Source organism: Microcella daejeonensis, assembly GCF_026625045.1.
GTDB lineage: Bacteria > Actinomycetota > Actinomycetes > Actinomycetales > Microbacteriaceae > Microcella > Microcella daejeonensis.
Genome location: NZ_CP113089.1, coordinates 298873 through 324871, shown reverse-complemented (window position 1 = coordinate 324871; position 25999 = coordinate 298873). Strand labels below are relative to the sequence as shown.

At 74.5% G+C, this 25999-nt stretch carries 32 protein-coding genes and 1 tRNA gene; 27 read left to right on the top strand and 6 right to left on the bottom strand.

The features are described 5' to 3' along the window. The first annotated feature begins 117 nt into the window (after nt 1-117). Nucleotides 118-189, top strand: a tRNA-Gln gene (locus OVN18_RS01675). A gap of 153 nt (nt 190-342) precedes the next feature. On the opposite strand, the gene OVN18_RS01670 is transcribed toward OVN18_RS01675, so the two are convergent. Further along, nucleotides 343-1239: an NAD(P)H-binding protein gene (locus OVN18_RS01670; RefSeq protein WP_267781542.1), complete on the bottom strand. Its 897-nt coding sequence runs from the start codon at nt 1237-1239 to the stop codon at nt 343-345. A gap of 69 nt (nt 1240-1308) precedes the next feature. On the opposite strand from OVN18_RS01670, the gene OVN18_RS01665 reads away from it, so the two are divergent. The 3 genes from OVN18_RS01665 (at nt 1309) to OVN18_RS01655 (ending at nt 3916) form a co-directional block, all read left to right on the top strand. Next, the gene (locus tag OVN18_RS01665) at nt 1309-2148 is read left to right on the top strand and encodes a LysR family transcriptional regulator (RefSeq protein ID WP_267781540.1); all 840 of its coding nucleotides are present in this window, start codon (nt 1309-1311) and stop codon (nt 2146-2148) included. 95 nt (nt 2149-2243) lie between these two features. Further along, the gene (locus OVN18_RS01660; protein WP_267781539.1) at nt 2244-2951 is read left to right on the top strand and encodes a MerR family transcriptional regulator; all 708 of its coding nucleotides are present in this window, start codon (nt 2244-2246) and stop codon (nt 2949-2951) included. Next, entirely contained in the window at nt 2945-3916 is a 972-nt protein-coding gene (locus OVN18_RS01655; protein WP_267781537.1) for a hypothetical protein, read from the top strand. The genes OVN18_RS01660 and OVN18_RS01655 overlap by 7 nt, the downstream gene beginning before the upstream one ends. A 12-nt stretch (nt 3917-3928) precedes the next feature. Here OVN18_RS01655 and OVN18_RS01650 read toward each other — a convergent pair whose 3' ends face one another. Continuing rightward, on the bottom strand, nt 3929-4564 hold the full coding sequence (locus tag OVN18_RS01650) for an MBL fold metallo-hydrolase (protein ID WP_267781536.1): 636 nt from the start codon (nt 4562-4564) through the stop codon (nt 3929-3931). Nucleotides 4565-4633: 69 nt separating this feature from the next. Between OVN18_RS01650 and OVN18_RS01645 the strand changes: the two genes are divergently transcribed. Next, nucleotides 4634-4915: a metal-sensitive transcriptional regulator gene (locus OVN18_RS01645; RefSeq protein WP_267737791.1), complete on the top strand. Its 282-nt coding sequence runs from the start codon at nt 4634-4636 to the stop codon at nt 4913-4915. A gap of 58 nt (nt 4916-4973) precedes the next feature. On the opposite strand, the gene OVN18_RS01640 is transcribed toward OVN18_RS01645, so the two are convergent. Genes OVN18_RS01640 through flgN form a run of 4 tightly spaced genes read right to left on the bottom strand, consistent with a single transcriptional unit; the run spans nt 4974 to nt 8193 of the window. Then, nucleotides 4974-5390 (bottom strand): flagellar assembly protein FliW, encoded by a 417-nt coding sequence (locus OVN18_RS01640; protein WP_267781535.1) that lies wholly within the window; start codon nt 5388-5390, stop codon nt 4974-4976. Next, the gene (gene flgL / locus OVN18_RS01635; RefSeq protein WP_324287788.1) at nt 5387-6274 is read right to left on the bottom strand and encodes a flagellar hook-associated protein FlgL; all 888 of its coding nucleotides are present in this window, start codon (nt 6272-6274) and stop codon (nt 5387-5389) included. Before flgL ends, OVN18_RS01640 begins: the two co-directional genes overlap by 4 nt. After that, a complete protein-coding gene (gene flgK / locus OVN18_RS01630; protein ID WP_267781534.1) occupies nt 6271-7677 on the bottom strand; it encodes a flagellar hook-associated protein FlgK in 1407 nt (468 codons plus the stop codon). The genes flgL and flgK overlap by 4 nt, the downstream gene beginning before the upstream one ends. 24 nt (nt 7678-7701) lie before the next feature. Then, the gene (gene flgN / locus OVN18_RS01625; RefSeq protein WP_267737786.1) at nt 7702-8193 is read right to left on the bottom strand and encodes a flagellar export chaperone FlgN; all 492 of its coding nucleotides are present in this window, start codon (nt 8191-8193) and stop codon (nt 7702-7704) included. Between the two features lie 269 nt (nt 8194-8462). On the opposite strand from flgN, the gene OVN18_RS01620 reads away from it, so the two are divergent. The 22 genes from OVN18_RS01620 to fliN all read left to right on the top strand — a co-directional run bounded on the left by OVN18_RS01620 (nt 8463) and on the right by fliN (nt 25997). Beyond that, entirely contained in the window at nt 8463-9305 is an 843-nt protein-coding gene (locus OVN18_RS01620; RefSeq protein ID WP_267737785.1) for a sigma-70 family RNA polymerase sigma factor, read from the top strand. A gap of 92 nt (nt 9306-9397) precedes the next feature. Continuing rightward, the gene (locus tag OVN18_RS01615) at nt 9398-10228 is read left to right on the top strand and encodes a flagellin N-terminal helical domain-containing protein (RefSeq protein WP_267737784.1); all 831 of its coding nucleotides are present in this window, start codon (nt 9398-9400) and stop codon (nt 10226-10228) included. Nucleotides 10229-10346: 118 nt separating this feature from the next. Further along, on the top strand, nt 10347-11741 hold the full coding sequence (gene fliD, locus OVN18_RS01610; protein ID WP_267781533.1) for a flagellar filament capping protein FliD: 1395 nt from the start codon (nt 10347-10349) through the stop codon (nt 11739-11741). Continuing rightward, complete coding sequence (locus OVN18_RS01605; RefSeq protein ID WP_267781532.1) at nt 11690-12163, top strand: flagellar export chaperone FliS; 474 nt, start codon at nt 11690-11692, stop codon at nt 12161-12163. The genes fliD and OVN18_RS01605 overlap by 52 nt, the downstream gene beginning before the upstream one ends. Continuing rightward, nucleotides 12153-12503, top strand: coding sequence for a hypothetical protein (locus OVN18_RS01600; RefSeq protein ID WP_267781530.1), 351 nt, complete (start codon nt 12153-12155; stop codon nt 12501-12503). The genes OVN18_RS01605 and OVN18_RS01600 overlap by 11 nt, the downstream gene beginning before the upstream one ends. Nucleotides 12504-12621: 118 nt before the next feature. After that, on the top strand, nt 12622-12963 hold the full coding sequence (locus OVN18_RS01595) for a flagellar basal body rod protein FlgB (RefSeq protein WP_267737780.1): 342 nt from the start codon (nt 12622-12624) through the stop codon (nt 12961-12963). Beyond that, nucleotides 12963-13355 (top strand): flagellar basal body rod protein FlgC, encoded by a 393-nt coding sequence (locus OVN18_RS01590; RefSeq protein ID WP_267737779.1) that lies wholly within the window; start codon nt 12963-12965, stop codon nt 13353-13355. The genes OVN18_RS01595 and OVN18_RS01590 overlap by 1 nt, the downstream gene beginning before the upstream one ends. Further along, a complete protein-coding gene (locus OVN18_RS01585; RefSeq protein ID WP_267781528.1) occupies nt 13355-13666 on the top strand; it encodes a flagellar hook-basal body complex protein FliE in 312 nt (103 codons plus the stop codon). Before OVN18_RS01590 ends, OVN18_RS01585 begins: the two co-directional genes overlap by 1 nt. Next, nucleotides 13666-15252 (top strand): flagellar basal-body MS-ring/collar protein FliF, encoded by a 1587-nt coding sequence (fliF, locus tag OVN18_RS01580; RefSeq protein WP_267781527.1) that lies wholly within the window; start codon nt 13666-13668, stop codon nt 15250-15252. The genes OVN18_RS01585 and fliF overlap by 1 nt, the downstream gene beginning before the upstream one ends. After that, a complete protein-coding gene (fliG, locus tag OVN18_RS01575; protein WP_267737777.1) occupies nt 15249-16277 on the top strand; it encodes a flagellar motor switch protein FliG in 1029 nt (342 codons plus the stop codon). Before fliF ends, fliG begins: the two co-directional genes overlap by 4 nt. Beyond that, a complete protein-coding gene (locus OVN18_RS01570) occupies nt 16270-16863 on the top strand; it encodes a FliH/SctL family protein (protein ID WP_267781526.1) in 594 nt (197 codons plus the stop codon). Before fliG ends, OVN18_RS01570 begins: the two co-directional genes overlap by 8 nt. Next, nucleotides 16860-18224 (top strand): FliI/YscN family ATPase, encoded by a 1365-nt coding sequence (locus OVN18_RS01565; RefSeq protein ID WP_267781525.1) that lies wholly within the window; start codon nt 16860-16862, stop codon nt 18222-18224. The genes OVN18_RS01570 and OVN18_RS01565 overlap by 4 nt, the downstream gene beginning before the upstream one ends. Continuing rightward, nucleotides 18221-18682, top strand: coding sequence for a hypothetical protein (locus OVN18_RS01560; protein WP_267781523.1), 462 nt, complete (start codon nt 18221-18223; stop codon nt 18680-18682). The genes OVN18_RS01565 and OVN18_RS01560 overlap by 4 nt, the downstream gene beginning before the upstream one ends. Next, nucleotides 18679-19263 carry a C40 family peptidase gene (locus OVN18_RS01555; RefSeq protein ID WP_267781522.1) on the top strand — a complete coding sequence of 195 codons (585 nt, stop codon included), beginning with the start codon at nt 18679-18681 and terminating at the stop codon, nt 19261-19263. The genes OVN18_RS01560 and OVN18_RS01555 overlap by 4 nt, the downstream gene beginning before the upstream one ends. After that, nucleotides 19260-20609 carry a flagellar hook-length control protein FliK gene (locus OVN18_RS01550; protein ID WP_267781521.1) on the top strand — a complete coding sequence of 450 codons (1350 nt, stop codon included), beginning with the start codon at nt 19260-19262 and terminating at the stop codon, nt 20607-20609. Before OVN18_RS01555 ends, OVN18_RS01550 begins: the two co-directional genes overlap by 4 nt. A gap of 17 nt (nt 20610-20626) precedes the next feature. After that, nucleotides 20627-21067, top strand: a complete 441-nt coding sequence (locus OVN18_RS01545; protein WP_267781520.1) for a flagellar hook assembly protein FlgD — start codon at nt 20627-20629, stop codon at nt 21065-21067. A gap of 125 nt (nt 21068-21192) precedes the next feature. Next, nucleotides 21193-22365 (top strand): flagellar hook protein FlgE, encoded by a 1173-nt coding sequence (locus OVN18_RS01540; RefSeq protein WP_267781519.1) that lies wholly within the window; start codon nt 21193-21195, stop codon nt 22363-22365. A 131-nt stretch (nt 22366-22496) separates the two neighbouring features. Continuing rightward, on the top strand, nt 22497-22739 hold the full coding sequence (locus OVN18_RS01535; RefSeq protein WP_324287787.1) for a flagellar FlbD family protein: 243 nt from the start codon (nt 22497-22499) through the stop codon (nt 22737-22739). Between the two features lie 3 nt (nt 22740-22742). Next, nucleotides 22743-23561: a motility protein A gene (locus OVN18_RS01530; RefSeq protein WP_267781518.1), complete on the top strand. Its 819-nt coding sequence runs from the start codon at nt 22743-22745 to the stop codon at nt 23559-23561. 62 nt (nt 23562-23623) lie between these two features. Beyond that, nucleotides 23624-24373, top strand: a complete 750-nt coding sequence (locus OVN18_RS01525; RefSeq protein ID WP_267781517.1) for an OmpA/MotB family protein — start codon at nt 23624-23626, stop codon at nt 24371-24373. A gap of 59 nt (nt 24374-24432) precedes the next feature. After that, nucleotides 24433-25308 carry a flagellar motor switch protein FliM gene (locus tag OVN18_RS01520; protein WP_267781516.1) on the top strand — a complete coding sequence of 292 codons (876 nt, stop codon included), beginning with the start codon at nt 24433-24435 and terminating at the stop codon, nt 25306-25308. Continuing rightward, nucleotides 25305-25997, top strand: coding sequence for a flagellar motor switch protein FliN (gene fliN, locus OVN18_RS01515; protein WP_267781515.1), 693 nt, complete (start codon nt 25305-25307; stop codon nt 25995-25997). The genes OVN18_RS01520 and fliN overlap by 4 nt, the downstream gene beginning before the upstream one ends. Nucleotides 25998-25999: the final 2 nt, after the last annotated feature.

Sequence of the window (25999 nt, the reverse complement as noted above, 5' to 3'; positions counted from 1 at the left end):
CCGCCGCGTGCCACGGCTGGACGGGTCGGTGGTTCGTGCGCGCCCCGCGGGTAGGGTAATCTTGCTACTCGGTTCACCTGCGGGTGAGCCGATCGGATCGGCCCTCGGCCGACCCGGTGGGGTATGGTGTAATTGGCAACACGGCTGATTCTGGTTCAGTTGTTCTTGGTTCGAGTCCAGGTACCCCAGCTCTTCGCGAGGCCCGCTCCGGCCGGCCATGACGAAAGGCCCGCTGACGCGGGCCTTTCGTCATGAATGGGCTCGTCATGACTGGGCGCAACCCGGGACGTGGGTCATACCCGGTCCGCGGCCTGGGCCGCGGCGCTCATCGCGGGTCGGCGCTCACGCGTCGACGGCCGGCTTGAGCACGATCTCGCACCAGGTCCTGAACGCGGTCGCCCCGGGGGCGGTCGAGTCCCGATGCGGTCCTGCATCGAGACCGGAGTCCTTCGCGCGCATCATGTCGACCATGCCCTCCACGAAGGCGCTCCCCAGACCGAACCCCGCCAGCGATCCGGCGTAGGCCTCGAGCGTCCGCTGCTGGTAGCGGACGGGCCTGCCGAGGACCTCGGACATGATGGCGGCCATCTCGGTGGGGGAGAGGTCCTCCGGACCCACCACCGGGATCGCCGAGCTCCCCGTCCAGTCGCGATCGAGCAGCAGGCCGGCCGCGGTCGTCGCGATGTCGCGGGTGGCGACGGCCGGCCACCGGCGGTCGGGGTCCAGCGTGTCGGTCACCGACCCGTGGTCGCGGATCGACGGCAGCTGACGCATCAGATTGTCCATGAACGAGGCGCAGGCGAGTGCGCGGTAGGCGACCCCGCTGCGGGAGATCAGGTCGTCCATGGCGAGCGAGGCGGTGACGAGTCCCGCGCGGGTCGCCTGAGGGGTGCCGCGGCCGAGCGCGGAGACGCCGACGACGTGGCTGATGCCGTGGGTGGTGAACGCCTCCACGGCCGCGCGGCTGAATCCCGAGTACGCCTCCTCGAGCGTCGCCGCATGCGGATCCGGGGGCACGAGCCAGAACACCGCGTCGGCGCCGGCGAAGGCTCGCTCGACCACCGCACGGTCGCCGTGCGATCCGGTGACGACCTCGACGCGGTCGCGGATGGACGGCGCGAGCGAGTCGGGGTCGCGCACGATGACGCGGATCGCCTCGCTCGTGGCGGAGGGGTCGGTGAGAAGCTGATGGAGCACCTGGCTGCCGATGGCGCCGGTGGGAGTGGTGATGATGATCATGTCTCCACCCTGCGGCCCTCGCCGCCGAACGGTCCAATACCCTTTGGGGTATTTTGATACCGTTCGGGTATGGATCTCGATCTGCGCAAGCTCCGGTACTTCGTGGCGCTCGCCCGGCATCAGCACTTCGGGCGCGCCGCGGGGGAGCTGCACATCGCGCAGCCCGTTCTCAGCCGGCAGATCCGTGCGCTCGAGGACGATCTCGGGTGCGCTCTGCTCCTGCGTACGACGCGCAGCGTGCACCTCACGCCCGCGGGCGAGCAGCTCGCGGCCGACGCGCTGTCGCTGTTCTCCCTCGCGGACGCCACGGTGCGCCGGGCGCTCCAGCTCGATCGGGGCGCGCAGCGGATCATCCTGGCCTTCGCGCCGGGGCTGCAGGTCTCGGACGCGGTCCGCGCGCACGAGGCTCGGCATCCGTCGATCGAGCTCGAGCTGCTGCGGGTCGACTGGTGGGAGCAGGATGCACCGCTCCGCGACGGACGTGCGGATGCGGGATTCCTCCGGCGCCCCTTCGACGACGGCGGTCTCGACGTCGCGTCGATCGGAGCGGAGCGGAAGGTGGCCTGCCTGCCCCTGACGCATCCGCTCGCCCGGCGCGAATCGCTCGTCGTCGCCGATCTGCTCGCCGAGCCCGTGCTCGATACGCACGCCCGGCGCACCTCATCGGTGGAGGAGAAGTTCGAGCTCATCGCCTCCGGTCATGGCATCGCCATGGTGCCGCGCAGCGTCGCCCGGCTCTACTCGCGTCCCGATCTCGTGTATCGGGCGGTGACCGACGCGACACTGGTGGAGACCTGCCTCGCGATCGCCGCCGATCGTCGTGAGCCGGAGGTGAGGCAGTTCTTCGCGCTGGCGGCGACGGTGCTGCGCCGGCAGGCCCGCGCACGAGTCGCCGAGGAGCTCGTCTGACGGCGGAACCGGTTTCGCGACCCTCGATCGCGCGTGCGACGCGCTGCGCCGGATCATATAGACAAGAGCACTATCGGATAGTTACAGTATCCAACATGAGGATGTCCGAGCTGAGCACCGCCACCGGCGTCGCCGTCCCGACGCTGAAGTTCTACCGGCGCGAGGGGCTGCTGCACGCCGGCGAGACGACGAGCCCCAATCAGGCCCGCTACGACGAGAGCCACGTCGCGCGCGTGCGGCTGGTGCGGGCGATGGTCGAGATCGCCGGCCTCAGCACGGCGAGCGCGCAGCGCGTCATCGCCGCCCTCGACGACGGGGGGATGCCCCTGAACTCCCTCTTCGGCGTCGCGCAGCGCGCGGTGACCATGCCGGCGGCGCTCGCGCATCCCGAGCCCGCCGCCGCGGACGGCGACGGCACCGCCGAGCCCGAGGCGGCCGATGGCCCCGGCGCCCGGATCATCGCCGAGCTCTGCGCCCGCCGCGGCTGGCACGTGCACGCCGGCAACCCCGGGCTCGCCATGGCCGCGCGCGTGCTCGACGCCTACGCGCAGCTCGGCCGCGACGACCTGCTCGCCACCGTCGGCGCCTACGCCGACGCGGCCGACACGGTCGCGCGGGCCGACCTCGCCGCGGTCTCCGGCGCCGGGAGCGTCACCGCGATGACCGACGTGGTCGTCATCGGCACGGTGCTCGGCGACGGCCTGCTCGCGGGGCTGCGGCGCATCGCGCAGGAGTCCGAATCCCAGCGGCGCTTCTCGGCCCCGCCCGCATCGCTCGCCGCCGATCCGGAGGAATCATGCTGACCGACACCCTCGCCCCCGCACCGCGCACGGCTCTGCCGCCGCTGCGCTGGCACCGGCCCCTGCTCGGGCTCGCCGCGGTGCTCGCCGTCGCCGTCGTGCCCGTCGCGATCGCGGCCGTCGTCGACGACCGGCAGCTGCTGGGGGTCGGGGTGTGGGAGAAGCCGCTGAAGTTCCTGCTCTCGGGCGTGCTCTACGCGGCGACCTGGTCGTGGATCATCGGCCAGTCCACGCGGTGGCGCCGCGCGGCGTGGTGGGCCGGCACGATCATCACGGCGACCCTCGCCGCCGAGCTCGTCATCATCGTCGGCTTCGCGGCCGTCGGCCTGCGCAGCCACTTCATGGTCGACACCCCGCTGGCGACGACGGCCTGGGCGATCATGGCGTTCGCGATCACGACGCTGTGGGTCGCGACCCTGCTCGCGGGCATCGCCCTGTGGCGCAACCCCGGCGCCGACCGCGCCCGCACCACCGCCCTGCGCGCGGGCGTCGTGATCTCGCTCATCGGCCTCGCGCTCGGGTTCCTCATGACGGGCCCGACGGCGGCGCAGCTGAGCGACTTCCAGGGCGTGGCCGGGGCGCACGCGGTGGGCGCGGCCGACGGCGGGCCGGGCATCCCGCTGCTGGGCTGGAGCACCGTCGCCGGCGATCTACGCATCCCGCACTTCGTCGGCACGCACGCGCTGCAGGCGATCCCGCTGCTCGCGCTCGGTCTCGAGCTGATGGCGCGTCGCACGGCGGTGCTGCGCGACGTCGCGGTGCGCCGCGGGCTCGTGCTCACCGGCGCCGGCGCCTGGCTCGCGGCGACCGCGCTCGTGACGGTGCAGGCCCTGCGCGGCCAGTCGATCGTGCAGCCGGATGCTTCGACCCTCGCCGCGGGCGCGACCATCGCCGTCGCGGCTCTCGTGGCCGCGCTCGTCGTGCTGCGCCGAGGCGCCGTCGCGCTCGACCCCGAGCGCCGGAGCTAGCGCCCCCGCCGCTCAGCCCAGGTCGAGCGACTCGCCCGGCGCGAGGGCGACGAAGCTGCCGCCGTGCTGCGCCTGCACGCTCTCGATGCGCCCGTTGGTCATGGCCTGCCCCGCCTCGGAGTTGACGAGCTCGTGCGTCGGGAAGGCCTGGTGGGGCTTCACCGCGCCGACGAAGTCCATGACCTCGCCCACCTTGAGCCAGGGAGCGCTCGCGGGCACCGCGAGGGTGTGCACCGGTGCATCCGGGTCGGCGAACGAGTCGCCGGGGTAGTACAGCTGATCGTTCACCATGACGCCGACGTTGTCGATCGGAGCGATCGAGGAGTGGATCGTGGCGTGCTCGCCGCCGGTGAATCGGAGCGAGAAGCCGGGGACGGTGCGGAGCTCGCCGGCGCTGACGGTGTGCCAGAGGTACCCGGGCATCGCCGCCGCCACGCCCGCCGGGGCGTAGAGGAGGGTGCCCGGCGCGGCGGCCAGCAGTCGGTCGAGGTGCTCGGCCGTGACGTGGTCGGGGTGCTCGTGCGTGATGACGATGGCGACGAGGTTCTCGACCTCGAAGGGGGCCGTGAAGACCCCGGGGTCGATGACGAGGGTCGAGCCCTCGTTCTGGAGGACAAGGCAGGCGTGCTCGCGCTTCGTGACGATCATGGGCACACTGTAGGGGAGCAGACCGCGGGAGATCTGGTGTAAAATACCCCCAGGGGGTATGATGGCCGGATGATCGACGACATCAAGAAGCGGGCGCTGCACCGCACGCGCATCCTGCAGGGCCAGATGCGGGGCATCGAGAAGATGGTCGAGAACGACGATTACTGCGTCGACATCATCACGCAGTCGCTCGCCATTCAGAAGAGCCTGCGCAGCCTCAACAAGCTGCTCGTCGAGAACCACCTGCGCACGCACGTGACCGACATGTTCGACGAGGGCGGCGACGCGCGCGAGCGCGCCGTGGCCGAGCTGCTCAGCGTCTTCGAGCTCGAGAACAACCGGGGCCGCTGAGCCCTGCCGGGATGGACGACGGGCGGCGGCGGCGGCGACGCCGCCGATCGGCGACGGGTCAGCCGCTGACGCTCGGACGCAGGGGCGCCCGCACGGGCATCTCCTGATCGTCGAGCAGCACCTGGCTCGCGCGGCCGTCGCCGGCGATGACGATCGGCGCGAGCAGGTTCGCCGTCGGGCCGTCGACGTCGGGGGCGACCACGACGAGCAGCAGAGCATCCGCATCGGTGTCGATGCCGATCGCCGCGCGCTGCTCGGCGGTGAGGCGCGGACGGTAGTCGTCGACGTAGTGCACGGGGTCGACGAGGAAGAGGCGGGTGCCGCCCGATTCGAGCGAGAACAGGCCCACCCCGTCGGGCACGACCACGAGGTCGTACGCGGTCGCGCCGGGCAGGCCCAGCAGCGGCGAGGTGAACCGCAGCGCGACCCGCTCGGGCAGGGCGGGGGCGGTCGAGGCGGGGGCGGTCATCGTCATCGCAGGAACTCCATCAGGGTCGGGGGCAGCACGCGCGCGGTGACCGCGAGCGCCGACTGGTACACCGTGCTCTGCACGGTCAGGTCGAGGATGACCTTCGCGAGGTCGACGTCCTCGACCGCGCTGCGCTGGGTCTCGATGGCCACGGCGCGGCTCGCGAGGTTCGTGACCGTGCGGTCGAGCTGCGTCTGGCGGCTGCCGATCTCGGCGTGGGCGGTGACGACGGAGGTGAGCCGGGCATCCACCTCCTCGATGCGATCGCGGATGGGGATTCCCGCCCGCAGATCGGCGGCGATGGCGTCGAGCAGCGCGAAGGTCGACGCGGCCCCCTGCCCGAAGATGCTCGCTCCATCGGCGTCGACGCGCACGCTCCGCCCCTCATCCACTCGTCGGGTCACCGGCGCCGTTCCCGAGCCGGTGAAGGTGTAGGCGGCATCGACCGCGAGGGCCGCCGCGGAGTCGCCGGCGAACACCGAGCGCCCCAGGTAGGCCGTGTTGGCCTGGGTCAGCAGGTCGTCGCGCAGGCCCTCGAACTCGGCCGCCAGGCCCTCGCGCGCCGCGGGGGAGAGGGCGCCGTCGTTCGCGCCCTGCACCGCGAGGTCGCGGGCGCGTTGCAGCACCGAGCCGGCGGTGCCGAGAGCGCGGTCGACCGTGGTCAGCCAGCCCTGCGCGTTATCGGCGTTGCGCTGGAACTGCGCCACCGATCGCTGCTCGCTGCGCACCGCGAGCGCCTCGGCGGTCGCGCGCGGATCGTCGCTCGGCCGGGTGATGGCCCGCTGGCTCGACGCCTGATCCTGCAGGCGGGCGAGCTCGGTCATGGCGGTCTGCAGGCTGCGGTTGGCGGCGCCGGCGAGGGTGAGCTGGGTGGAGCGCGTGACCATCATCGGCCGACCACCCCCGTGCGGTTGATGAGCACGTCGAGCATCTCGTCGATCGTCGTGAGCACCCGCGCGGCCGCCTGGTACGACTGCTGGTAGCCGATGAGGGCGATGTTCTCCTCGTCGAGCGAGACGCCGGCCTGCGAGCGCTGCGCATCGACGGCCATGACGGCGGTCGCGGTCGTGCGCTCCAGGCGATCGAGCGCCGACCTGCTCTGCGCGCCGAGGTCGGCGACGAGGGTCGACCACGCGCCGTCGGGGCCGCCGGGGGCCGAGCCGAGCTGCGAGATCGCGTCGGCGACGCTGCCGTCGGCGGCGCCCGCTCCGACCGCGCCGGTGGCGACCTGGTCGACGCCGGTGGCCAGGATGCTCAGACCGCGCGCCGGCGGAGCGCCCGCGGCGACCGCGAAGAACGCCAGCCCCGTGCTGCCGTCGGGCGTCGCCCCGGCGGCGTGCGCCGTGTTGACGGCCGCGGCGAGGTCGCTCGCGACCGCATCGAGCGCCGTGGCGAAGGAGGCGAGCGCGCCGGTGGGGGCGAGAGCGCTGAGCAGACCCGCGGCCTCGCCGCGCGACATCGAGAGGGGGATGCCCGGGCGGTGGCTCCACTCGAGCGCGACGGGCGAGCCCGCCGCCGCGTCGAGGGCGGCGGCGCCCGAGACGGAGAGCGCGCGGGCCGTCGTGCCCATCACGATCGCGTCGCCGTCGACGACGACGTCGACCATGCCGTCCTCGCGGTGGCGCACGGTGCCGCCGATGAGGCCCGCGAGCTGACCGGCGAGCCGGTCGCGCTCGTCGAGCAGCGTGCCGACGTTCGCGCCCGCCGCGCTGCCGGTGCGGATGCGCTCGTTCAGATCGGCGAGGGAGGCGGCGTCGGTATTGGCCGTGCGCACGACGCCCTCGAGGGCGCTGCGCGCATCGGACCACTCCGCCTCGGCACCCGTGCGCATCCCGCCGAGCCGATCGACGACCGCCTGCGCGCGGGAGAGCAGCACCGAGACGGGGGCCGCCTCGCCCGGCTGGTTGGCGACGTCCTGCCAGCCCGTCCAGAAGGCGTCGAGCGCGGCGCCGAGGCCGTCGTCGCCCGGTTCGGCGACGAGCGCCTCGAGCGCGCCGAGCGCCTGCGCCTGCCGCGTCGCGGTGCCGAGGGCGCCGTTGGCGTCGCCGACGCGGGCATCGCGCAGCGAGTCGGAGAGCCGCACGATCGTCTCCGCATCGACGCCCTGTGGCAGCGCGGTGCCGGTGGGCAGCAGGCCCGTTCGCGCGAGCGGGTCGAGCGCCGTGGCCGTCACGCGCTGGCGCGTGTAGGTCTCGGAGCCCGCGTTCACGATGTTGGCGCCGGTGACGTCGAGGCCGCGGCGTGCGGCGACGAGCCCGGTGTAGGCGATGTTCAGGGAGCCGAAGGTCGACACGGTTCAGCCGCCGTTCGCGATCATCTACAGATCCTTCGAGATCAGAGGGGTGGATGCGGCGCCGGCGGCGGAGCCGCCCTGCGCCGTGTACGCGCGGGGATCGCGCTGCTCGACGCCCGAGGCGAGCACCTCGTCGGTCGAGCGGAGCAGGGTGCGCAGGTGGCTGCTGTTGGCCTCGCGCAGCTCGGCGATCTGCCCCGTCAGGCGCGTCAGCGCCTCGAGGTGCTCGACGAGCACCTCCCGCCAGGCGGCGTCGGGGGAGTGCTCGATGAGCTGGCGGAGCGTGGCATCGGCCGGCGCCGCCCAGGCGTCGGCGACCGCGGCGACCGCGACCGCGCGGGTGAGCCCGGCGTCGCGCACGCCGCCGAGAACCCGCTCCACATCGCGCGAGGCGCGGTCGAGGCGATGGGTGCGGCCGGCGGTGAGCAGCAGGTGCTCGACCTCCAGGGCGTAGACCAGGCCGTCGAGCAGCTCGCGCTCGCGCCACAGGGCGGCGGAGAGTTCGGCGGCGCTCATGGGTGGTCCGTTCGAGGTCGGGATGCGGGGTGCGGGAGCGGTGCATCCCGCGCAGAGAGCACTGTCGGCAGGACCGCCGCCGACGTTAGCCCTCGGTGCCCCACGGGCGTGGCACTTGGGGACAGAACGTGTCCCCCACAGTGCGGACCCTCCCTGTGGGGGTCCCTCTTGTGGGGGGTGTTCAGGGGGTGGTGGAGCCGGGCAGGGTCTACGCGAGGGGTCGTGAGGATTCACGGTTTGATACCAGGCAATACGGGGGAATTACGCAGATGACGACACGACTCTCCGGGTTCGATCGCGCCCCCGAACGGCGAGATCGCAACGCTCTCGTGGTGGCCAACCTGCCGCTCGTGGGCTACCTGGTCAACGATCTGTGCGCCCGTGCGACGCACCTCTCGCGGGAGGATCTCGCCTCCGTCGGGGCCATCGCCCTCATCACCGCGGCCGAGGCCTACGACCCCGAGCGGGGCGTGCCGTTCGGCGCCTACGCCCGTCAGCGCATCCTCGGAGCGCTCACCGACGAGCTGCGCTCCACGGACTGGGCGGGTCGGGGGACGCGCCAGCGCATCACCGCCGTCACCGCGCTGCAGGAGCGCCTCGCGAGCGAGCTTCACCGTGCCCCCACCGTCGATGAGCTCGCCGCCGCCCTCGGGGAGGCGCCCGCCGTCGTGCGCGAGACCCTCGCCTTCGCCGCGCGCCGCGTCACCGAGATCGACGAGGACGTCGCCGGCTCCCTGCGCAGCGAGCTGCCCGGCCCCGAGGAGGCCGCGATCATCGCGGAGCGCGACCACCGCCTGCGCGCGGCCATCGCCGCGCTGCCCGAGCGGATGCGGCGCATCGTCGTCGACCTGTTCTACAACGACCGCTCCGTCACCGAGATCGCGGCAGAGCTCGGGGTCACGCACTCCGCGGTCTCGCAGCAGCGCAGCCAGGCGATGCAGCTGCTGCGCACCGCGGTCGCCGAGCTGCGGGCGGATGCGGCCGCCGCGGTCGAGCCCGTCGCCGCCGCGGTCGCGAGCCGGCAGGCCGCCTACCTCGCCCGCTTCGGCGAGCTGCAGCACGCGATGGCCCTCGCCGCCCGCCGCGGTGCCGATCTCGCCGAGGCGAGCTGACCCCCTAACGAACGCTCCGGCCCTGCCGAGAGTGCTCAGCGTCACCCCACGGACGGGGTGGCGACACACCACCCACATCACGGAGGAACACCATGGGTATGCAGATCAACACCAACATCGCCGGCCTCAACGCCTACCGCAACCTGTCGGTGACGCAGAACGACCTGAGCAAGTCGCTCGAGAAGCTCTCGAGCGGCCTGCGCATCAACCGCGCCGGCGACGACGCGGCCGGTCTGGCCATCTCGGAGGGCCTGAAGGCGCAGATCGGCGGCCTCAAGGTCGCCGGCCGCAACGCGCAGGACGGCATCTCGGTCGTGCAGACCGCGGAGGGCGCCCTCAACGAGGTGCACTCGACGCTGCAGCGCATGCGCGACCTCGCCGTCCAGGCTGGCAACGACTCGAACAACCCCGCCGCTCGGACGGCGATCAAGACCGAGTCGGACCAGCTCGCCGCCGAGCTCACCCGCATCGGCCAGTCGACGAACTTCAACGGCATCGACCTGCTGAGCACCGCCGCACCGGCGTCGCTCACCTTCCAGGTCGGCGCTGACGGAGATGCGGCCAGCCAGATCACGGTGAACCTCACGGCCGATGTCGAGGCCCTGGGCGGCACGCTGGCCGCCCTGACCTACACCGATGCGACCGCGGCGCAGGCGTCGATCACGGCGATCGACACGGAGATCGCGAACATCTCGACCGCGCGCTCCGAGCTCGGTGCGGTGCAGAACCGCTTCGAGCGCACCATCAACAACCTGAACGTCGCCGTCGAGAACCTGTCGGCGTCGAACAGCCGGATCCGCGACACGGACATGGCGGCCGAGATGTCGCAGTTCACCCGCTCGCAGATCCTCAGCCAGGCCGGTACCGCCATGCTCGCGCAGGCGAACCAGCTGCCGCAGGGCGTGCTCCAGCTCCTGGGCTAAGCCCTCCGGCTCACGACCGCCCGGCGGCGAGGACCCCTCAACCGTCCCTCGCCGCCGGGAGGCCACCCCTCCACGACCTCCGCCCGAGCATCCCGACCCTTCCCGAGAGGAGCGCGACATGGCCGGCATCAGCCTTCCTGGCCTCTCCAGCGGCCTCGACTCCGCCTCGCTCATCGCCTCGCTCATGCAGATCGAGGCCATCCCGCGCGGCCAGCTGCAGAACTCCGTCACCACGGCGCGCTCGCAGGTCAGCGCCTGGCAGACGATCAACTCGACGCTGCAGACGCTCGGCACCCGGGCCGCCTCGCTCGGCGAGGCCGCGACGACGACGCCGAGCCGGGCATCCTCGACGCTCGAGGGCGTCACCGTCAGCGCGACCGCCGGCGCGCCCGCCGGGAGCATCGACGTGCGCATCGACGCGACCGCCGCCGCGCACACCGGGGTGACGGCCGCGAGCGCCGGCTGGGGAGCGGGACCGCTCGCCCTCACGATCGTCGACGCGCAGGGCGCCTCCCACGAGATCACCGCCGCGAGCGGCTCGGCCGCCGACGTCGCGACCGCGCTGCGCGACGCGGGCCTCGGGCTCGCCGCCACCGCCGTGTCGGCCGGCACCGACCCCGTCACCGGCGACCCCCTCTCCCGGCTGCAGGTGCAGGCGGGCGCGACGGGCGCCGCCGGAGCCTTCTCGCTCTACCGCGGAACGGCCGCCGAGGTCGCCGCCGGCACCGCCGTCGACGTCCTCGCCGAACCCGGGGCCGCCATCGTCACGACGGGGCGCGACGCCCGGGTCACCCTCTGGGCGGGCACCGCCGCCGAGCAGACCCGCACCGCCGCGGGCTCGACCTTCGACGATCTCCTCCCCGGCGTCTCGCTCGAGATCGCCGCCGGGACCACGGGCACGACCACGATCTCCATCACCCGCGACCAGGCCGCGATCAGCGAGGCCGCCGCGGGGCTCGGCACCGCCATCAAGGGCGTGCTCGACTACCTCTCCTCCGTCACGGCCGTCACCACGTCGACGGGCTCGACCGGATCGCCCACGACGCGCGCGGGCGTGCTCACCGGCGACTCGACCGCCCGCGACGTGCGCAACCGCGTCACCGAGGCGGTCGGCCGACCCGTCGACGGCGTCTCGCCCTCCACGATCGGACTGAGCTTCAGCGCCACCGGCGCCGTCGAGTTCGACGCGGAGCGCTTCGCCGCCGCGCTCGAGGACGACCCGGCCGGAACCCTCGCGACCGTCGCCGCGCTGAGCGCCCGGGTCGAGAGCGCGGTCGAGACCATGAGCGACCGCTTCGACGGCCTCCTCACGCGCCGCATCGAGGGCCAGGAGCAGCGCATCACCGATCTCGGCAGCCAGATCGCGAGCTGGGATCGCCGCCTGGAATCGCGCCGCGCCACGCTCGAGCGCACCTACGCCGCACTCGAGGTGCAGCTGGGCTCGCTCAACGCTCAGGGCTCGTGGCTCAGCTCGCAGCTCTCCTCGCTGCCGACGATGCAGAGGCCGTCGTGACCGCGGCGGAGCGGATGCTCGCGCAGTACCGCCGCGATGCCGTCCTCTCGGCGTCGCCGGCGCGGCTGCTCGTCATGCTCATGGACCGCCTCGCGCTCGACCTCGACCGGGCCGCCGAGGCTCAGGATGCGCAGGACCGCGAGGCGGAACGGCGCTCCCTCGGCAACGCGCAGGCGATCGTCGCCGAGCTCATGGGCAGTCTCGACGTCGACGCGTGGGAGGGCGGCCCCCAGCTGCTCGCGCTCTACGGTCACCTCACCACGCAGCTGCTGCGCGCGGGGATCGACCACGACCCGACGATCACCCGCGCCTGCGCGCGCGTCGTCGCCCCCCTGCGCGAGGCGTGGCGGGATGCGGCGGAGAGCCTCGCGGCCGAGCCCGCCGTCGCCGTCCCCCTCGACGGGATCCGCGGTGTCGGCTGAGCCGGCCGTCGAGACCTGGGCGCGCGTGCTCGACGACCTCGAGCGCCGCATCCCGCCCACCCCCAGCCTCGTCGCCCTGATGGCCGCCGACGCGGGCGAGCCGGCGCGCGCGCCTGTCGAGCGCCCCCTGACGGACGGCTCGGCCTGGCAGGCGCCCGCCGGAGCGGGAGCGCTGCCCGCGCAGCTCGCCGAGCGCGCACGGAGCATCCTCGCCCTCATCGAGGAGCGCGCCCGGCAGACGCGGGACGTGCAGCAGGAGATCGAACGGCATCGCGGCGCCCTGCGCGAGACGGCCCCGCGCCCCTCGACGACGCCGCTGCTGCTCGACCGTTCCGCCTAACGGCGCGCAGGGCGGTGCCGATAGTCGGCATCAGAGCACGGATCGCTCGACTCCCGGCCATGGATCGGCCACCCTTCGGCAGCACCGCACGGTGCCCGACGAGCAAGGGGCACCACCCGTGATCGACTCCGTCACCGCGACCGCTCTGGAGAGCGCGCTCACCGGCCTCGCGGCGCGCCAGCGCGCCATCGCCGACAACATCGCCAACGTCAGCACCCCCGGTTTCCGCGCCCAGCGCGTCGCCTTCGAGGATGCCCTGGCCGACTCCATCCGCGACGGCTCGGGCCGCGTCGACCCCAGCATGGAGCGCTCGCTCGAGCCCACGCGCCTCGACGGCAACAACGTCAACCTCGACACCGAGACCATCTCGAACGTCGACACGGTGCTGCGCTTCCAGTTCGCCTCCCGCGCGATGGACGGCCAGTTCCAGAGCGTCCGCTCCGTGCTGAGGACGAGCTGATGGCGCTCGACGCGATCGGCATCGCCGGCACCGCGCTGACCGTGCACCGCAAGTGGCTCGACGCCGTCAGCGACAACATGGCCAACGTCAACACCGTCACGGGCACCGACGGCGACGCCTTCCAGGCGCGCTACGTCGTCGCGCGCGAGGCCGAGGGGGTCGGCGGCGTCATGGTCGCCGGGGCGGCCTTCGGCGATCCGGAGGGGCGGCTGGCCTACCAGCCCGACCACCCGCTCGCCGACGAGGACGGCATGGTGCGCTTCCCCGACATCGACATGGCGGCCCAGATGGGCGCCCTCATCATGGCCCAGCGCGGCTACCAGGCGAATGCCGCGGTCGTCGACCGCGCGCGCGAGACCTACCTGGCCGCCCTCGAGATCGGACGCAGCTGATGCCCATCGCCCCCCTCTCCCCGCTCGGCGGGATCACCCCGCCCGAGCCGGCCGTCGCCGCGATCGGCGCGCCCCCGGCCGCCGACGGCGGCTCCGGGTTCGCCGGGCAGCTCGCCGGCGCCGTCGACGAGGCCCAGCGCCTCGGCGCCGAGAGCAACAGCCTCGCCCTCGCCGCGGTCACGGGCGACCTCACCGATCTGCACGCCGCGACGATCGCCTCCTCGCGCGCCAGCCTCACGCTCGAGGTCATGACGACGATGCGCAACAAGGGCATCGAGGCCTTCAACGACGTGATGCGGATGCAGGCCTGATGCCCGCCGCCGTGACCTCCGCGTGGCGCCGCCTCGCGGCATCCGCTCAGGGCTTCAGCGTCGCGCAGCGCACGATCGCGCTCATCGGCGTCGCCGCCCTCGTGCTCGGCACGATCGCCCTCACCAGCTGGCTCTCGCGCCCCACGATGGCGCCGCTGTTCAGCGGCCTCGCCCCCGCCGATGCGAGCGCGGTCGTCGAGCAGCTGCAGTCGGCCGGCGTGCCCTACGAGCTCGCCGGCGGCGGCTCCTCGGTGCTCGTGCCCGAGGCGCAGGTCTACGAGCAGCGCCTCGCCCTCGCCTCGGCCGGCCTGCCCGGCGAGCAGAGCGCCGGCTACGCCCTCCTCGACCAGATGGGCGTGACCGCGAGCGACTTCCAGCAGAGCGTCACCTGGCAGCGCGCGCTCGAGGGCGAGCTCGCCGCCACCGTCGGCGCCATGGAGGGCGTCGAGACCGCGACCGTGCGGCTCGCCCTGCCGGAGGAGTCGGTCTTCACCGAGGAGCGGGTCGCGCCCACCGCCTCCGTCTTCCTCGCCACCAGCCCGAACGCCCAGCTCGGCACCGAGCAGGTCTCGGCGATCGTCAACCTCGTGTCGGCCTCCGTCGAGGGGCTCGCGGCGAGCGACGTGGCCGTGGTGGATGCCGCCGGCACGGTGCTGTCGGCGGTGGGCACCGGTCCGACGGGAGGGATCGGCGGGGCATCCGGCGACCATGCGGAGCGCGTGCAGGGCGAGGTGCTCGCCATGGTCGAGCGCGTCGTCGGGCCCGGGAACGCGAGCGTCGTTGTGAGCGCCGACGTGGTCTCGGAGTCGATCGAGCGGACCAGCGAGACCTACGAGGCGGCCGAGGGCGCCGTGCCGCTGACCGAGTCGACCACCTCGGAGGAGTACACCGGCGGGGCGGGCGGGGCCGCGGGCGTGCTCGGCCCCGACAACATCGCCGTCCCCGGCGACGAGCAGGATGCCGGCACCTACGCCGCCGAGACCACCGATCGCACGAACGCCAACAACCGCGTCGTCGAGGTCAGGAGCATCCCGGCCGGCGACATCGGTCGGCAGACCGTCTCCGTCGCCGTCGACCGCGAGGCCGCCGCCGGCACGAACGCCGCGGCCCTCGAGGCCCTCGTCGTGACGGCCGCGGGTCTCGACGTCGCGGCGGGGGACGCCGTCACCGTCGAGCTCGTCGACTTCGACCGCTCGCTGGCCGAGCAGGCCGAGGCGGCCCTCGGCGCGGCGCGCGCGGCGGAGGAGCAGGAGGCGCTCTGGTCGAGCGTCCGCTGGGGTGCCATCGGGCTCGGGGTGCTCATCCTCCTCGTCGTCATCCTCGCCCTCGTGCGCTCGGCCATGAAGCGCCAGGTGCGCGAGCCCATCGATCTCGGCATCCTCCAGGAGCGCCACGAGCCGACGACGCCCGTGCCCGACCTCGACGCGCTGCTCGCCCCGAAGGACGACCTGAGCGACATCGAGCTGCCCGTCGGGCCGTCGGGGGTCGAGGGCCGCCGCCGCGCGCTCAACGCCCTCGCCCAGCGCGACCCGGCGCGCACCGCCGACCTGCTGCGCCAGCTCATGGACGACCGGAGCCCGGTGTGAGCGCGCTCGCGCGCAGCGTCGCCCTCACCGGCACGCAGCGGGTGGCGCTGCTCATGACGCAGCTCGACCAGGTCCACGCCGCCGAGGTGCTCAAGCAGTTCAGCGACGACGAGGCCGAGCGCATCTCCGCCGAGATCATGGCGCTCTCCCGCGTCGACTCCGAGCAGGTGGAGGAGATCGTGGAGGACTTCCACGCCCTCTCCGTCTCGGGCGCGCTCACCGCGCGCGGCGGTCGCGACGTGGCCGCCGGTCTGCTCGAGGCGACCTTCGGCGCCGAGCGCGCCGCGGGCGTCATGACGCGGCTCACGGCGACCCTCGGCGGCCGCCCCTTCGAGTTCCTCGACGAGGTCGACCCCGCGACCGTGCGGGGCCTGCTCGAGAACGAGCTCGCCCAGACCATCGCCCTCGTGCTCGCGCACCTCTCGCCGCAGCGCGCCTCCCACGTGCTCGCCGGCCTGCCCGAGCCGCTGCGCCTCGACGTCGTCGAGAGCATCGCGGGCATGGGCTCGGCCACCCCCGAGGCCGTCGCCATCGTCGCCGACACGCTGCGGCACCGCGCCGGCGCCGTCATCGACCCTCGCCGTCACATCGACGTCGTCGGCGGGGTGCAGCCGCTCGTCGAGATCATCACGCGCTCCGACGTGGCGACCGAGCGGGCGCTGCTCGCCGCGCTCGACGAGCGCTCGCCGGCGCTCGCCGAGGACATCCGGAGCCGGCTCGTCACCTTCGGCGACATCGTGCGCCTCGACCCGCGGGACGTGCAGCAGGTCGTCCGCGGCGTCGACGCGGCGACCCTCGCGCTCGCCCTGCGCGGCGCACCCGAGCCCGTCGCCGCGATCATCACCGCCAACATCAGCGAGCGGGTGCGGGCCCTGGTCGAGGAGGAGGCCTCGCTGCAGGGCGCGGTGCGGGCATCCCAGGTCGACGAGGCGCGCGCCGAGATCGTGCGGGCCATGCGCGAGGCCGCGGCCATCGGCGAGATCGTGCTGACGCGCGGCGACGACGACGGGGACCGCCTTGTCTGAGACCGTCGCGGCGCGCCCGCACCTGTTCCCGCGCATCGACGGCGCGGGGGAGCACGCCGCCCGCGGGTACGCCGAGGGCTACGCCGCGGGCCTGCGCGCCGCCGTCGTCGAGAGCGCCCGCCGGCTGAGCGCGCTCGAGGCGGCCGCCGCGGAGCGCCGCCGGCGCGACGACGAGTCCACGGCCACGGCCCTCGCCGCCCTCGACGCCGCCGCCTCCGCCTGGAGCGCGCGGGTCGTGCAGCAGCGCGAGTCGGTCGAGCGCGCCCTCGCCGAGACCGCCGTCGAGCTCGCCGCCGCCATCGTCGGCAGCGCCGCGCTCGACCTCGACGCCGCCGCCCGCGCGGCGATCGACCGCGTGCTCGCCCACGAGGAGAGCCCTCGGCTGACGGCCGTGCGCCTGCACCCCGACGACCTCGCCCTCGTCGCCGGCCTGCTCGAGGCAGGGTCGGCGCCCCCGCTCGTCGGCGACCCGCGGGTGCGCCGCGGCGACGCGGTCGGCGACTTCGTCGACGGCGAGCTGGATGCCCGGCTCACGACCGCCCTCGACCGCTGCCGCGCTCTGCTCGCCGAGGGAGGCCGCGCATGACCGCCGCCCTCCGCTCCGCGCCGAGCACCCCGGCCGCGCGCCCGACCGCCGGGCTCGGCGCCGCGCTGCGGTCCTCCCTGCTCACCGCCGCGGCCCCGGAGCGGCACGGCGTCGTGCGCGGCGTCGTCGGCCTCGCGGTCGACGTCGCCGGTCTGCGCTCCGGCGTCGGCGAGATCGTCTCCCTGGGCAGCGCCCCCGCGGTGCGCGCCGAGGTCATCGCCGCGCGCGCCGACGGCGTGCGCTGCATGCCGCTCGACCCGGCTCCCGCCCTGCGGGTCGGGCAGCCCGCCCGCGCCGAGCGCGGGCGCGGCGTCCCCGTCGGGCCGGGGCTGCTCGGCCGCGTCGTCGACGCGCTGGGCGACCCTCTCGACGGGCTCGGGCCGCTGGAGGGCGTCGTGCGGGTGCCGCTGGAGCATCCCGTGCCCTCGGCGCTCGATCGCGCCCCCATCGACACGCCGCTCGCGACGGGGGTGCGCGCCATCGACGCCTTCACCCCGATCGGGCGGGGCCAGCGCATCGGGCTCTTCGCGGGCAGCGGGGTCGGCAAGAGCTCGCTGCTGTCGATGGTCGCGCGCGGCACCGACGCCGACGTGATCGTGCTCGCCCTCATCGGCGAGCGCGGTCGCGAGGTGCGCGAGTTCATCGAGCGCGATCTCGGCCCGGAGGGCCTGGCGCGCTCGGTCGTCGTCGTCTCGACCTCCGACGACCCCGCCGTGCGCCGCCGCCGCGGGGCGCTCGCGGCCACGCGCATCGCCGAGGGCTTCCGCGACGAGGGCCGCCACGTGCTGCTCATGATGGACTCGGTGACCCGCATGGCCATGGCGCAGCGCGAGATCGGGCTCTCGGCCGGGGAGCTGCCGGCGACCCGGGGCTACCCGCCGTCGACCTTCTCGGTGCTCGCCCAGCTGGTCGAGCGCGCGGGCACGGCCGAGCGCGGCTCGATCACGGGCGTGTACACGGTGCTCGTCGACGGCGACGACCACAACGAGCCGGTCGCCGACGCCGTGCGCTCGTACCTCGACGGCCACATCGTGCTCGACCGCGCCCTCGCCGTCGCCGACCACCATCCGGCGATCGACGTGCTCGGCAGCGTCTCGCGCGTGGCGGGCCGCATCGTCGACGACGGCCACCGCGCGGCGCTCGCGAGCGTTCGCGCGGCCATGGCGGCGCACCGCTCGGCCCGCGACCTCATCGACGTGGGCGCCTACCCGGCCGGCTCCGACCGCCGGGTCGACGCCGTCATCGCCCATCGCGCCGAGCTCGCCGCTCTGCTCGTGCAGCACCTCGACGATCTGACGCCGCCCGCCGAGACCCGCGCCCGTCTGGGCCGTCTCGCCGCCCTGCTGGGGGGTGCCGCGTGAGGGGCATGTTCCCGCTCGCGGGTCTGCTGCGCGTGCGCACCGTCGAGGCCGAGACCCGGGCGGCGGCGGCGACCGCGGCCGCCCGCCGGCTGGAGCGCACCGAGGCCCGCCGCGGCCTCGTCGTCGCCCAGCTCACCGAGAGCGTCTCGGCGCCCGTCGACAGCGCGAGCCTCGCCGCGGTGGCGGCGGCCCGCGCGAGCGCCTCGAGCATGATGGCCGGCCTCGACGAGCGGCTGCGGGCGGATGCGCGGGCCAGCGAGCAGGCCCGCCTCGAGGAGCGCGGCGCCCGTCAGCGCGTGCGCGTCGTCGAGAAGCTCGCCGAGCGCCACGACCTCGCCCGCACCTCGGAGCGCGCCCGCGGCGATCAGCGCGACGCCGATGAGCTCACGGGCACCCATGGCGCGGCATCCCGCCTCGCCGCCGAGACCCTCGCCGCCACGAACGGAGATCCGCGATGAGCGCCATCGACACCATGAACCGCATCGCCGAGGTGCGCCTGCTCATCGGGGAGGTGCGGGCGCCCGCTGCTCCCGCGCCTGCTCCGAGCGCCGCCGCGGCCGCCGGCGGGGAGGACTTCGCCGCGGTGCTCGCGCGCGCGGGCCTCGCCGCACCGACCGCCCCCGCACCGGCCGCCCCCGCCCTGCCGGCGCTCCCGCCGGGCGCGGCGAGCGCGGGCGGGCAGGCCGTCGTCGCGGGCGCCCAGCGCTACCTCGGCATCCCCTACGTCTTCGGGGGAGAGGACACCACGGGCATGGACTGCTCGGGCCTCGTGCAGCGCGTCTTCGCCGACCTCGGCGTCGAGGTGCCGCGCGTCGTCGTGGATCAGGCGCGCGTCGGCGTCGAGGTGCCCTCGCTCGCCGAGGCGCAGCCGGGCGACCTCATCGTCACGCGCGACCGCGGCCACATCGTCATCTACGCCGGCGACGGCATGATCATCCACGCCCCGCGCCCCGGCAAGAACGTCGAGCTCGTGCCCAACTACCTCACGCAGGGCGACATCGGCACCATCCGCCGCATCATCCCGGGCGGCGGCGCATGATGCCGCTCGCGGGCGCCGTGCTCGGCTCCCGACCGGTGACGCGGGGGGATGCCCCTGCCGACGCCGCGACCGGCTACGACTTCGAGCGGGCGCTCGCCGCGGCGCTCGCCGCCGAGCCCGCGGAGGACGCGGCCGGCGCTGCGCCCGCGGCCACCGGGGCCGGATCCGCCGACGAGCCCGCCTCCTCCCACGCCGTGCCGCTCGCGCCGCCGGCCCTGATGCCCGACGCTGCCGCGCCCTCCGCGGCCGCCCTCGGCTCGGCGGTCGATCCGTCGGTCGCCGCCGGGGGGATGCCGGTCGAGTCCGGGATGCCCGGTGACAGCGGGGCGGAGGCCGAGCAGGCGCCGCCGGCCGACGCGCTCCTCGAGCCGTCCGGCCCGGCTGCGGCAGCCGGTTCCGCCGTGCTCGCCCCGGCTGCTGCGCCGGCAGCGCACGCCACGGATCCCGCGTCCGGGGCGGCGGCCGTCGCCGCCGTGATACCCGGTTCCGCCGCGACGACGACGTCCGCCGCATCGCCCGCCGGCGCGGCCGGCGCGGGCGCCCCGACGGCGGCCGCCGTCGCGCCGGCCGCAGTGGCCGCTCCGGCCGCTCCGACCGCTCCGGTCGAGTCGGCCGCGCCCGGCGCACCCGAGCCGGAGTCCGCCTGGGCACGCGCCGCCTCCGCCCCGACCACGACCGCCACCGGCGCGGGGGAGTCGCTCGCCCCGGCACCCGGCGCGGCCGGATCCGCCGCGACCTCGCCCTCCGCCCTGCCGGCGCTCGCCCCCGCGGCGCCCGCGACCGCGCCGCCCCCCGCGCCGCCCGCGTCCGGCGCGGCACCCGCGTCGCCGCCCGCCCCCGTGCCCGCGGCGCCGCTCTCCCCGCAGCTCGCCCCGGCGATGCTCGGCATCCGCAGCGCCGGGCCGGGCTCCCACACGGTGACGGTCTCGATCACGCCCGAGCACCTCGGCCCGGTGACCATCCGCGCGGTCGTCGACGCCGACGGCATCCGCATCGAGCTCATCGCCCCCACCGACGCGGCGCGCGAGGCCGTGCGCGCGGCGATGCCCGACCTGCGGCGCGACCTCGGCGAGGCCGCGGCGGGCTGGCGCATCGACGTCGCCGACCGCGAGGCGGGCGAACGGCCGGCCGGCGATCGCGCCGATGCGCGATCCGACCAGCGGGATGCGCGCGAGACCGCCGCGGGTGACGCCCCCGGCGCCGAGCGCGAGCGCACCACCCTCGGCGCCCCCGGCGAGCAGCTGCCCGACCACGGCCCCGGCGACCCGGATGCCGGCCACGACCCGCGCGGGGCATCCCGCACCCCGCCGACCGCCCGCGCCGCGGCGCTCGACGTCATCGCCTGAACGAGAGGACCACCCCCGTGCCCGTCATCCCCATCGCCGCCGCCGGCCCCGCCGCGACGCCCGCGACCGCCCCGCCGCCGCCCGCCCAGACCATGGGCAGCGAGGTCTTCATGTCGCTGCTCGTCGCGCAGCTGCGCAACCAGGATCCGAGCTCGCCGATGGACACCAACGAGATGATCGCCCAGACGACGCAGCTCGCGATGATGGAGAGCCTCACGGGCCTCACCGGGCTGACGGAGGAGGGCTTCGGGCTGCAGATGCGCATCGCCGCGACGGCGATCGTCGGCTCGACCGTCTCCTACCGCGACGCCGACGGCGTGGAGAGGAGCGGAACGGCGACCTCGGTGTCGTTCCGCGGCTCCGTCCCGATGGTGACCGTCGACGGCATCGAGCTGCCCCTCGACGCGGTCGACGGCGTCCGCGCCGCCGGGCAGCCCGCTGCCGCTCCGGCCCCCTGACCCCAGGCGGCGGGCGCTCGCGCGCATCGCCGCCCGCCCCCGCTCCGCCGCACACCGCACGACACCTCGCACCGCCCACGGTTCTCGCATCGCGCATCCCGCCCGATGCCCACGAAAGGACGACCATGCTCCGCTCGCTCTACTCCGGCATCTCCGGACTCCGCTCGCACCAGACGATGCTCGACGTCACGGGCAACAACATCGCCAACGTCAACACGACCGCCTTCAAGGCCTCGGCCACGCAGTTCCAGGACACGCTCTCGCAGATGACGCAGGGCGCCGGGGCGCCGCAGGCGGCCATCGGCGGCACCAACCCCGCCCAGATCGGTCTCGGCGTGCAGGTCGCCGGCATCTCGACGAACTTCGCCCAGGGATCGGCGCAGTCGACCGGTCGCGGCACCGACATGATGATCTCGGGCGACGGCTTCTTCGTCGTGCAGTCGGGCGGCGAGACCCTCTACACGCGGGCCGGATCCTTCGACTTCGACGCGGCCGGCCGGCTCGTGACGCCCGACGGCTCCATCCTGCAGGGCTGGAACGCCGTGAACGGCGTCGTGCAGCAGGGCGGGCAGCTCGGTCCCATCCAGCTGCCGCTCGAGGCGGTCAGCCCGGCGCGCGCCACGACCACCGCGCGGGTCGCCGGCAACCTCCCCGACGGGGCCGCCGTCGGCGACGCCGTCGTGCGCGACATCGAGATCTTCGACGGGACGGGCACCTCGCGCACCCTGCAGCTCACCTTCACCCGCACGGCGGGCGGCTGGGACGTCGCCGGCACGGACGGCCAGGGCGGCACGGGAGCGGGCGCTCTCGCCTTCACCGCCGGTGCCCTCACCGCGGGCGGCGCGCTCACCGTCGGCGGCATCGACGTCGACCTCACCGGCGTCACCGGCTTCGCCCAGCTGAGCACGGTGAGCATCACCGAGCAGGACGGCCAGGAGGCGGGCACGATCGAGTCGTTCTCGCTCGGCAAGGACGGCACGCTGACCGGTCTGTTCAGCAACGGCGGCCGCGAGGTGCTCGGGCGCGTCGCGCTGGCGAACTTCGTCAACCCGGTCGGCCTGGAGAAGGCCGGCAGCTCGGCCTACCGGGCGACCGCGAACTCCGGGGTCGCCACCGTCGGCGCCGCGGGCACCGACGGGCTGGGGTCGCTGCTCACGGGCGCGCTCGAGATGTCGAACGTCGACCTGTCGCAGGAGTTCACGAACCTCATCGTCGCCCAGCGTGGGTTCCAGGCGAACGCCCGCATCATCACGACCTCCGACGAGGTGCTGCAGGAGCTCACCAACCTCAAGCGCTAGTCGCCGCACCCCGACGGGCCCCGTCGGCCGCTCCCGCAGCGGCTAACGGGGCCCGTCCGCGTGCCGATAGTCGTAGGTGCGCTATGGATGGCGCGCGACTCGGGGGTACACGGATGATCATGGTCACGCGGTTGAACGACAGCACTTTCGCTGTCAATCCCGATCTCATCGCGCGCGTGCACGCGAGCCCCGACACCACCCTCGTGATGGTCGACGGCGCGAGCTACGTCGTCGCCGAGTCGCTCGATCAGATCGTCTCCGCGATCGTCGCCTTCCGCGCCCGGGTGATCTCGCACGCCCAGAGCATGATCGGGGCGGACGAGAGCCCGCGCCCGGTGCTCGAACCCGTCGCGCTGCGGCCCCGGGGGGTCTGAGCCATGGATCCCATGACCCTCATCGGTATCGCGATCGCCTTCGGCGCGATGGTCGCGATGGCGCTCCTCGAGGGGGCGAGCATCACCTCGCTCCTCCTGCCCGCCCCGATGATCCTCGTCTTCGGCGGCACGATCGCGGTCGCGATCGCGAGCGGCACGGTCCGCGACGCGGTGCGCGCGGTCCGCGCCCTGCCGCAGGCCTTCGTCGGAAAGGTGCCCGCCCCGCGCGCGGTCATCGACGACCTCGTCACGACCGCCGAGCGGGCCCGCCGCGAGGGGCTGCTCGCGCTCGAGCAGGAGGCCGAGTCGACGAGCGACCCGATCATGAAGTCGGGTCTGCAGAGCATCGCCGACGGCACCGATCCGGCCGAGCTGCGCACGATGCTCGAGGACTCGGTCGACACGCGCATCGCCGAGAAGCGCGGAGCGGCCAAGTTCTTCATGACGATGGGCGGATTCGCTCCGACGGTCGGCATCATCGGCACCGTCGTCTCGCTCACGCACGTGCTCGAGAACCTCAGCGAGCCGGACAAGCTGGGGCACATGATCGCGGCGGCGTTCGTCGCCACGCTGTGGGGGCTCGTCTCGGCGAACTTCATGTGGCTGCCCATCGGCGGCAAGCTCACCCGACTGGCCGATATGGAGGAGCAGCGGCTCTCCATCGTCGTCGAGGGGCTCATGGCCGTGCAGGCCGGGGCCCAGCCGCGCGGGCTTCGCGAGCGCCTCTCGGCCATGGTGCCGGCCGGCCGTGCTCCGAGGGAGAAGGCGTCGCCCGAGGAGCGCGCAGCGGGCATCCCCGTGCCCGGCGCGGTGCCCGCATGAGCCGCCGTCGCCGCGGGGGTCACAGCGACGCCGGCGGTCACGACGGGCCGGACGAGCGCTGGATGGCCTCGTACATGGACATGGTCACCGTGTTGATGTGCCTGTTCATCGTGCTCTACGCCATCTCGACGGTCGACCAGACGAAGTACGAGCAGCTCGCCGCCTCGCTCGCCACCGGGTTCGGGCAGGAGGCGAGCGAGACCGCCGACACCGCCTCCGGCACCGTCGTCCCGGCCGAGCTCGTCACGGAGGAGACCGGCGGGCTCACCACCTACGAGCTCGCGCAGCAGGAGGTCGCCGAGCTCGTGGAGCTGCGCGAGGCGATGAGCGCGCGGCTCACCGAGCAGGGCGTCGAGGATGCCGTGGAGTTCCTGTTCGACGAGCGCGGCCTGATCGTGCGCCTGGTCGGCACCGAGACCTTCTTCGACAGCAACCAGGCGGCGCTCACCCCGGTGGCCCGGATCGTGCTCGACGCCGTCGGCGCCCCGCTCGCCGCCTCGGGCTACGAGTCCGCGGTCGAGGGCCACGCCGACACGCGGCAGCCCGAGCCGCCCTTCCCCACGAACTGGGAGCTCTCGACGGCGCGCTCCACCGAGGTGCTGCGCTACCTGGTCGGGCAGGGCGTGCCGCCGGCCCTCGTGAGCGCGATCGGCTACGGGGATGCCCGTCCCCTCGCCGCGGGAGGGACGCCGCAGGATCTGGCGCAGAACCGCCGCACCGACATCGTCGTGCTCTCCTCGTCCCCGGAGGACGTGCGCGCCCTGTTCGACGAGGCCCTCGCCGAGCTCGAGACGGTGGTGGCCTCGGGGTGATCGCCGGCCGTTGAGGGCGCCTCCTAACCGTCGGGGGCTCCCGGCCGATAGTCGCTCTCGTGACGGTTCAGAATCCCGCGGTCGAGGTCTACGACTTCAAGCGCCCGACGACGCTCGCGCGCCAGCAGACGCGGGCCCTCGAGCAGGCCTTCGAGACCTTCTCGCGCCAGTGGGGCACCCAGCTCACCGCCTCGCTGCGCGTGATGTCCCAGGTCGCCTTCGACCAGGTCGTCGTGGAGTCCTACGCGGACTACGCCGCGTCGCTGCCCTCCCGCACGACCATGGTGCTGTGCGCGATGGGGGAGCACCCGGCGCGCGCGGTCATCCAGTTCCCGCCGGATGCCGCCTTCGGCTGGATCGCGACGATGCTCGGCGCGACCTCCCCGATCGTCGCCCCCGACCGGCGGTACACGCCCATCGAGCTCTCGCTCGTGCGCCGGCTGGCCGCCGGGGTGCTCGAGGACCTCTCCTACAGCTTCGGGGGCATCCTCATCGACGACCTCCGCGTCGAGTCGGTGCACGAGAACTCGATGGTCGCCCAGGCGACCGCGCCGAGCGACCTCATGGTCGTCGGCGCCTTCATGGTGCGCGCCGGCGGCGGCCCGGCCGCCGAGGCCTCGATCGCGATCCCGCTGGCCGAGCTGCTGCCGCGTCTCGGCGTCGACGTGCTCGACGCGGTCGCCGGTCACAGCCCCGAGCGCCTCCGCGACCACGTGATCGCGGCTCCCGTCGAGGTCGCCCTCCGCCTGCGCGAGGTTCCCGTGAGCCCGCGCCGCGTGCTCGACCTCGCGGTCGGCGACGTCATCCCCCTGCCGCACGGGCACACCCGCCCCTTCGACCTCGCGGTCGACGGCCGCATCATCGCCCGCGCCGCAGCCGGCGCCGTCGGCGCCCGCCTGGCGGGCGTCGTCATCGACCTGGAGGAATCCGCATGACCATCACCGCCCCCGTCCCGTCCACCGGTCTCGAGCTCGCCGCCGCTCGCGCCTTCGCGGCGGCGCTGCCCGTCCAGGGCGTCACCGTCGTCGAGCAGGCCCCGCCGGCCGCCCTCCTCTCCGGCGGCGCGGATGCCGTGCTCGCCACCTTCGTCGGGGCCACGACCTCCGAGTTCGGCGTCCTCATCGCCGACGCGGCGGCGCTCACCGGGGGCGCCGAGATCGGCGACCTGCCCGTCGACGCCCTGCTGCGCCCGGCACTGGAGGCGGCCGCCTCGACCTTCGGCGCCGGCGTGCTCGGCGACGCCCGCGCGGGCGACGCGGGAGTGCTGCTCGACCGCGGAGCGGCCTTCGCCCTCACCACCGACACCGCGGCGCTCGGCTGGCTCATCATCGCGACCTCCGCCGAGGCGCCCGCATCGCGCACCGCCGACGGCAGCGCCCGACTGGGGCGCATCAACGACGTCGCGATGACGCTCACCGTCGAGATCGGCCGCACGACCATGCCCGTCCGCGGGGTCCTCGCCCTCGAGCCGGGCTCGGTGGTCGAGCTCGACCGATCCGCCGGCGCCCCCGCCGACATCCTGCTCAACGGGCGCCGCATCGCCCTCGGCGAGATCGTCGTCGTCGACCAGGACTACGCCGTGCGCATCACGCGCATCCTCGACACCGCCGAGACGACCGACTGACC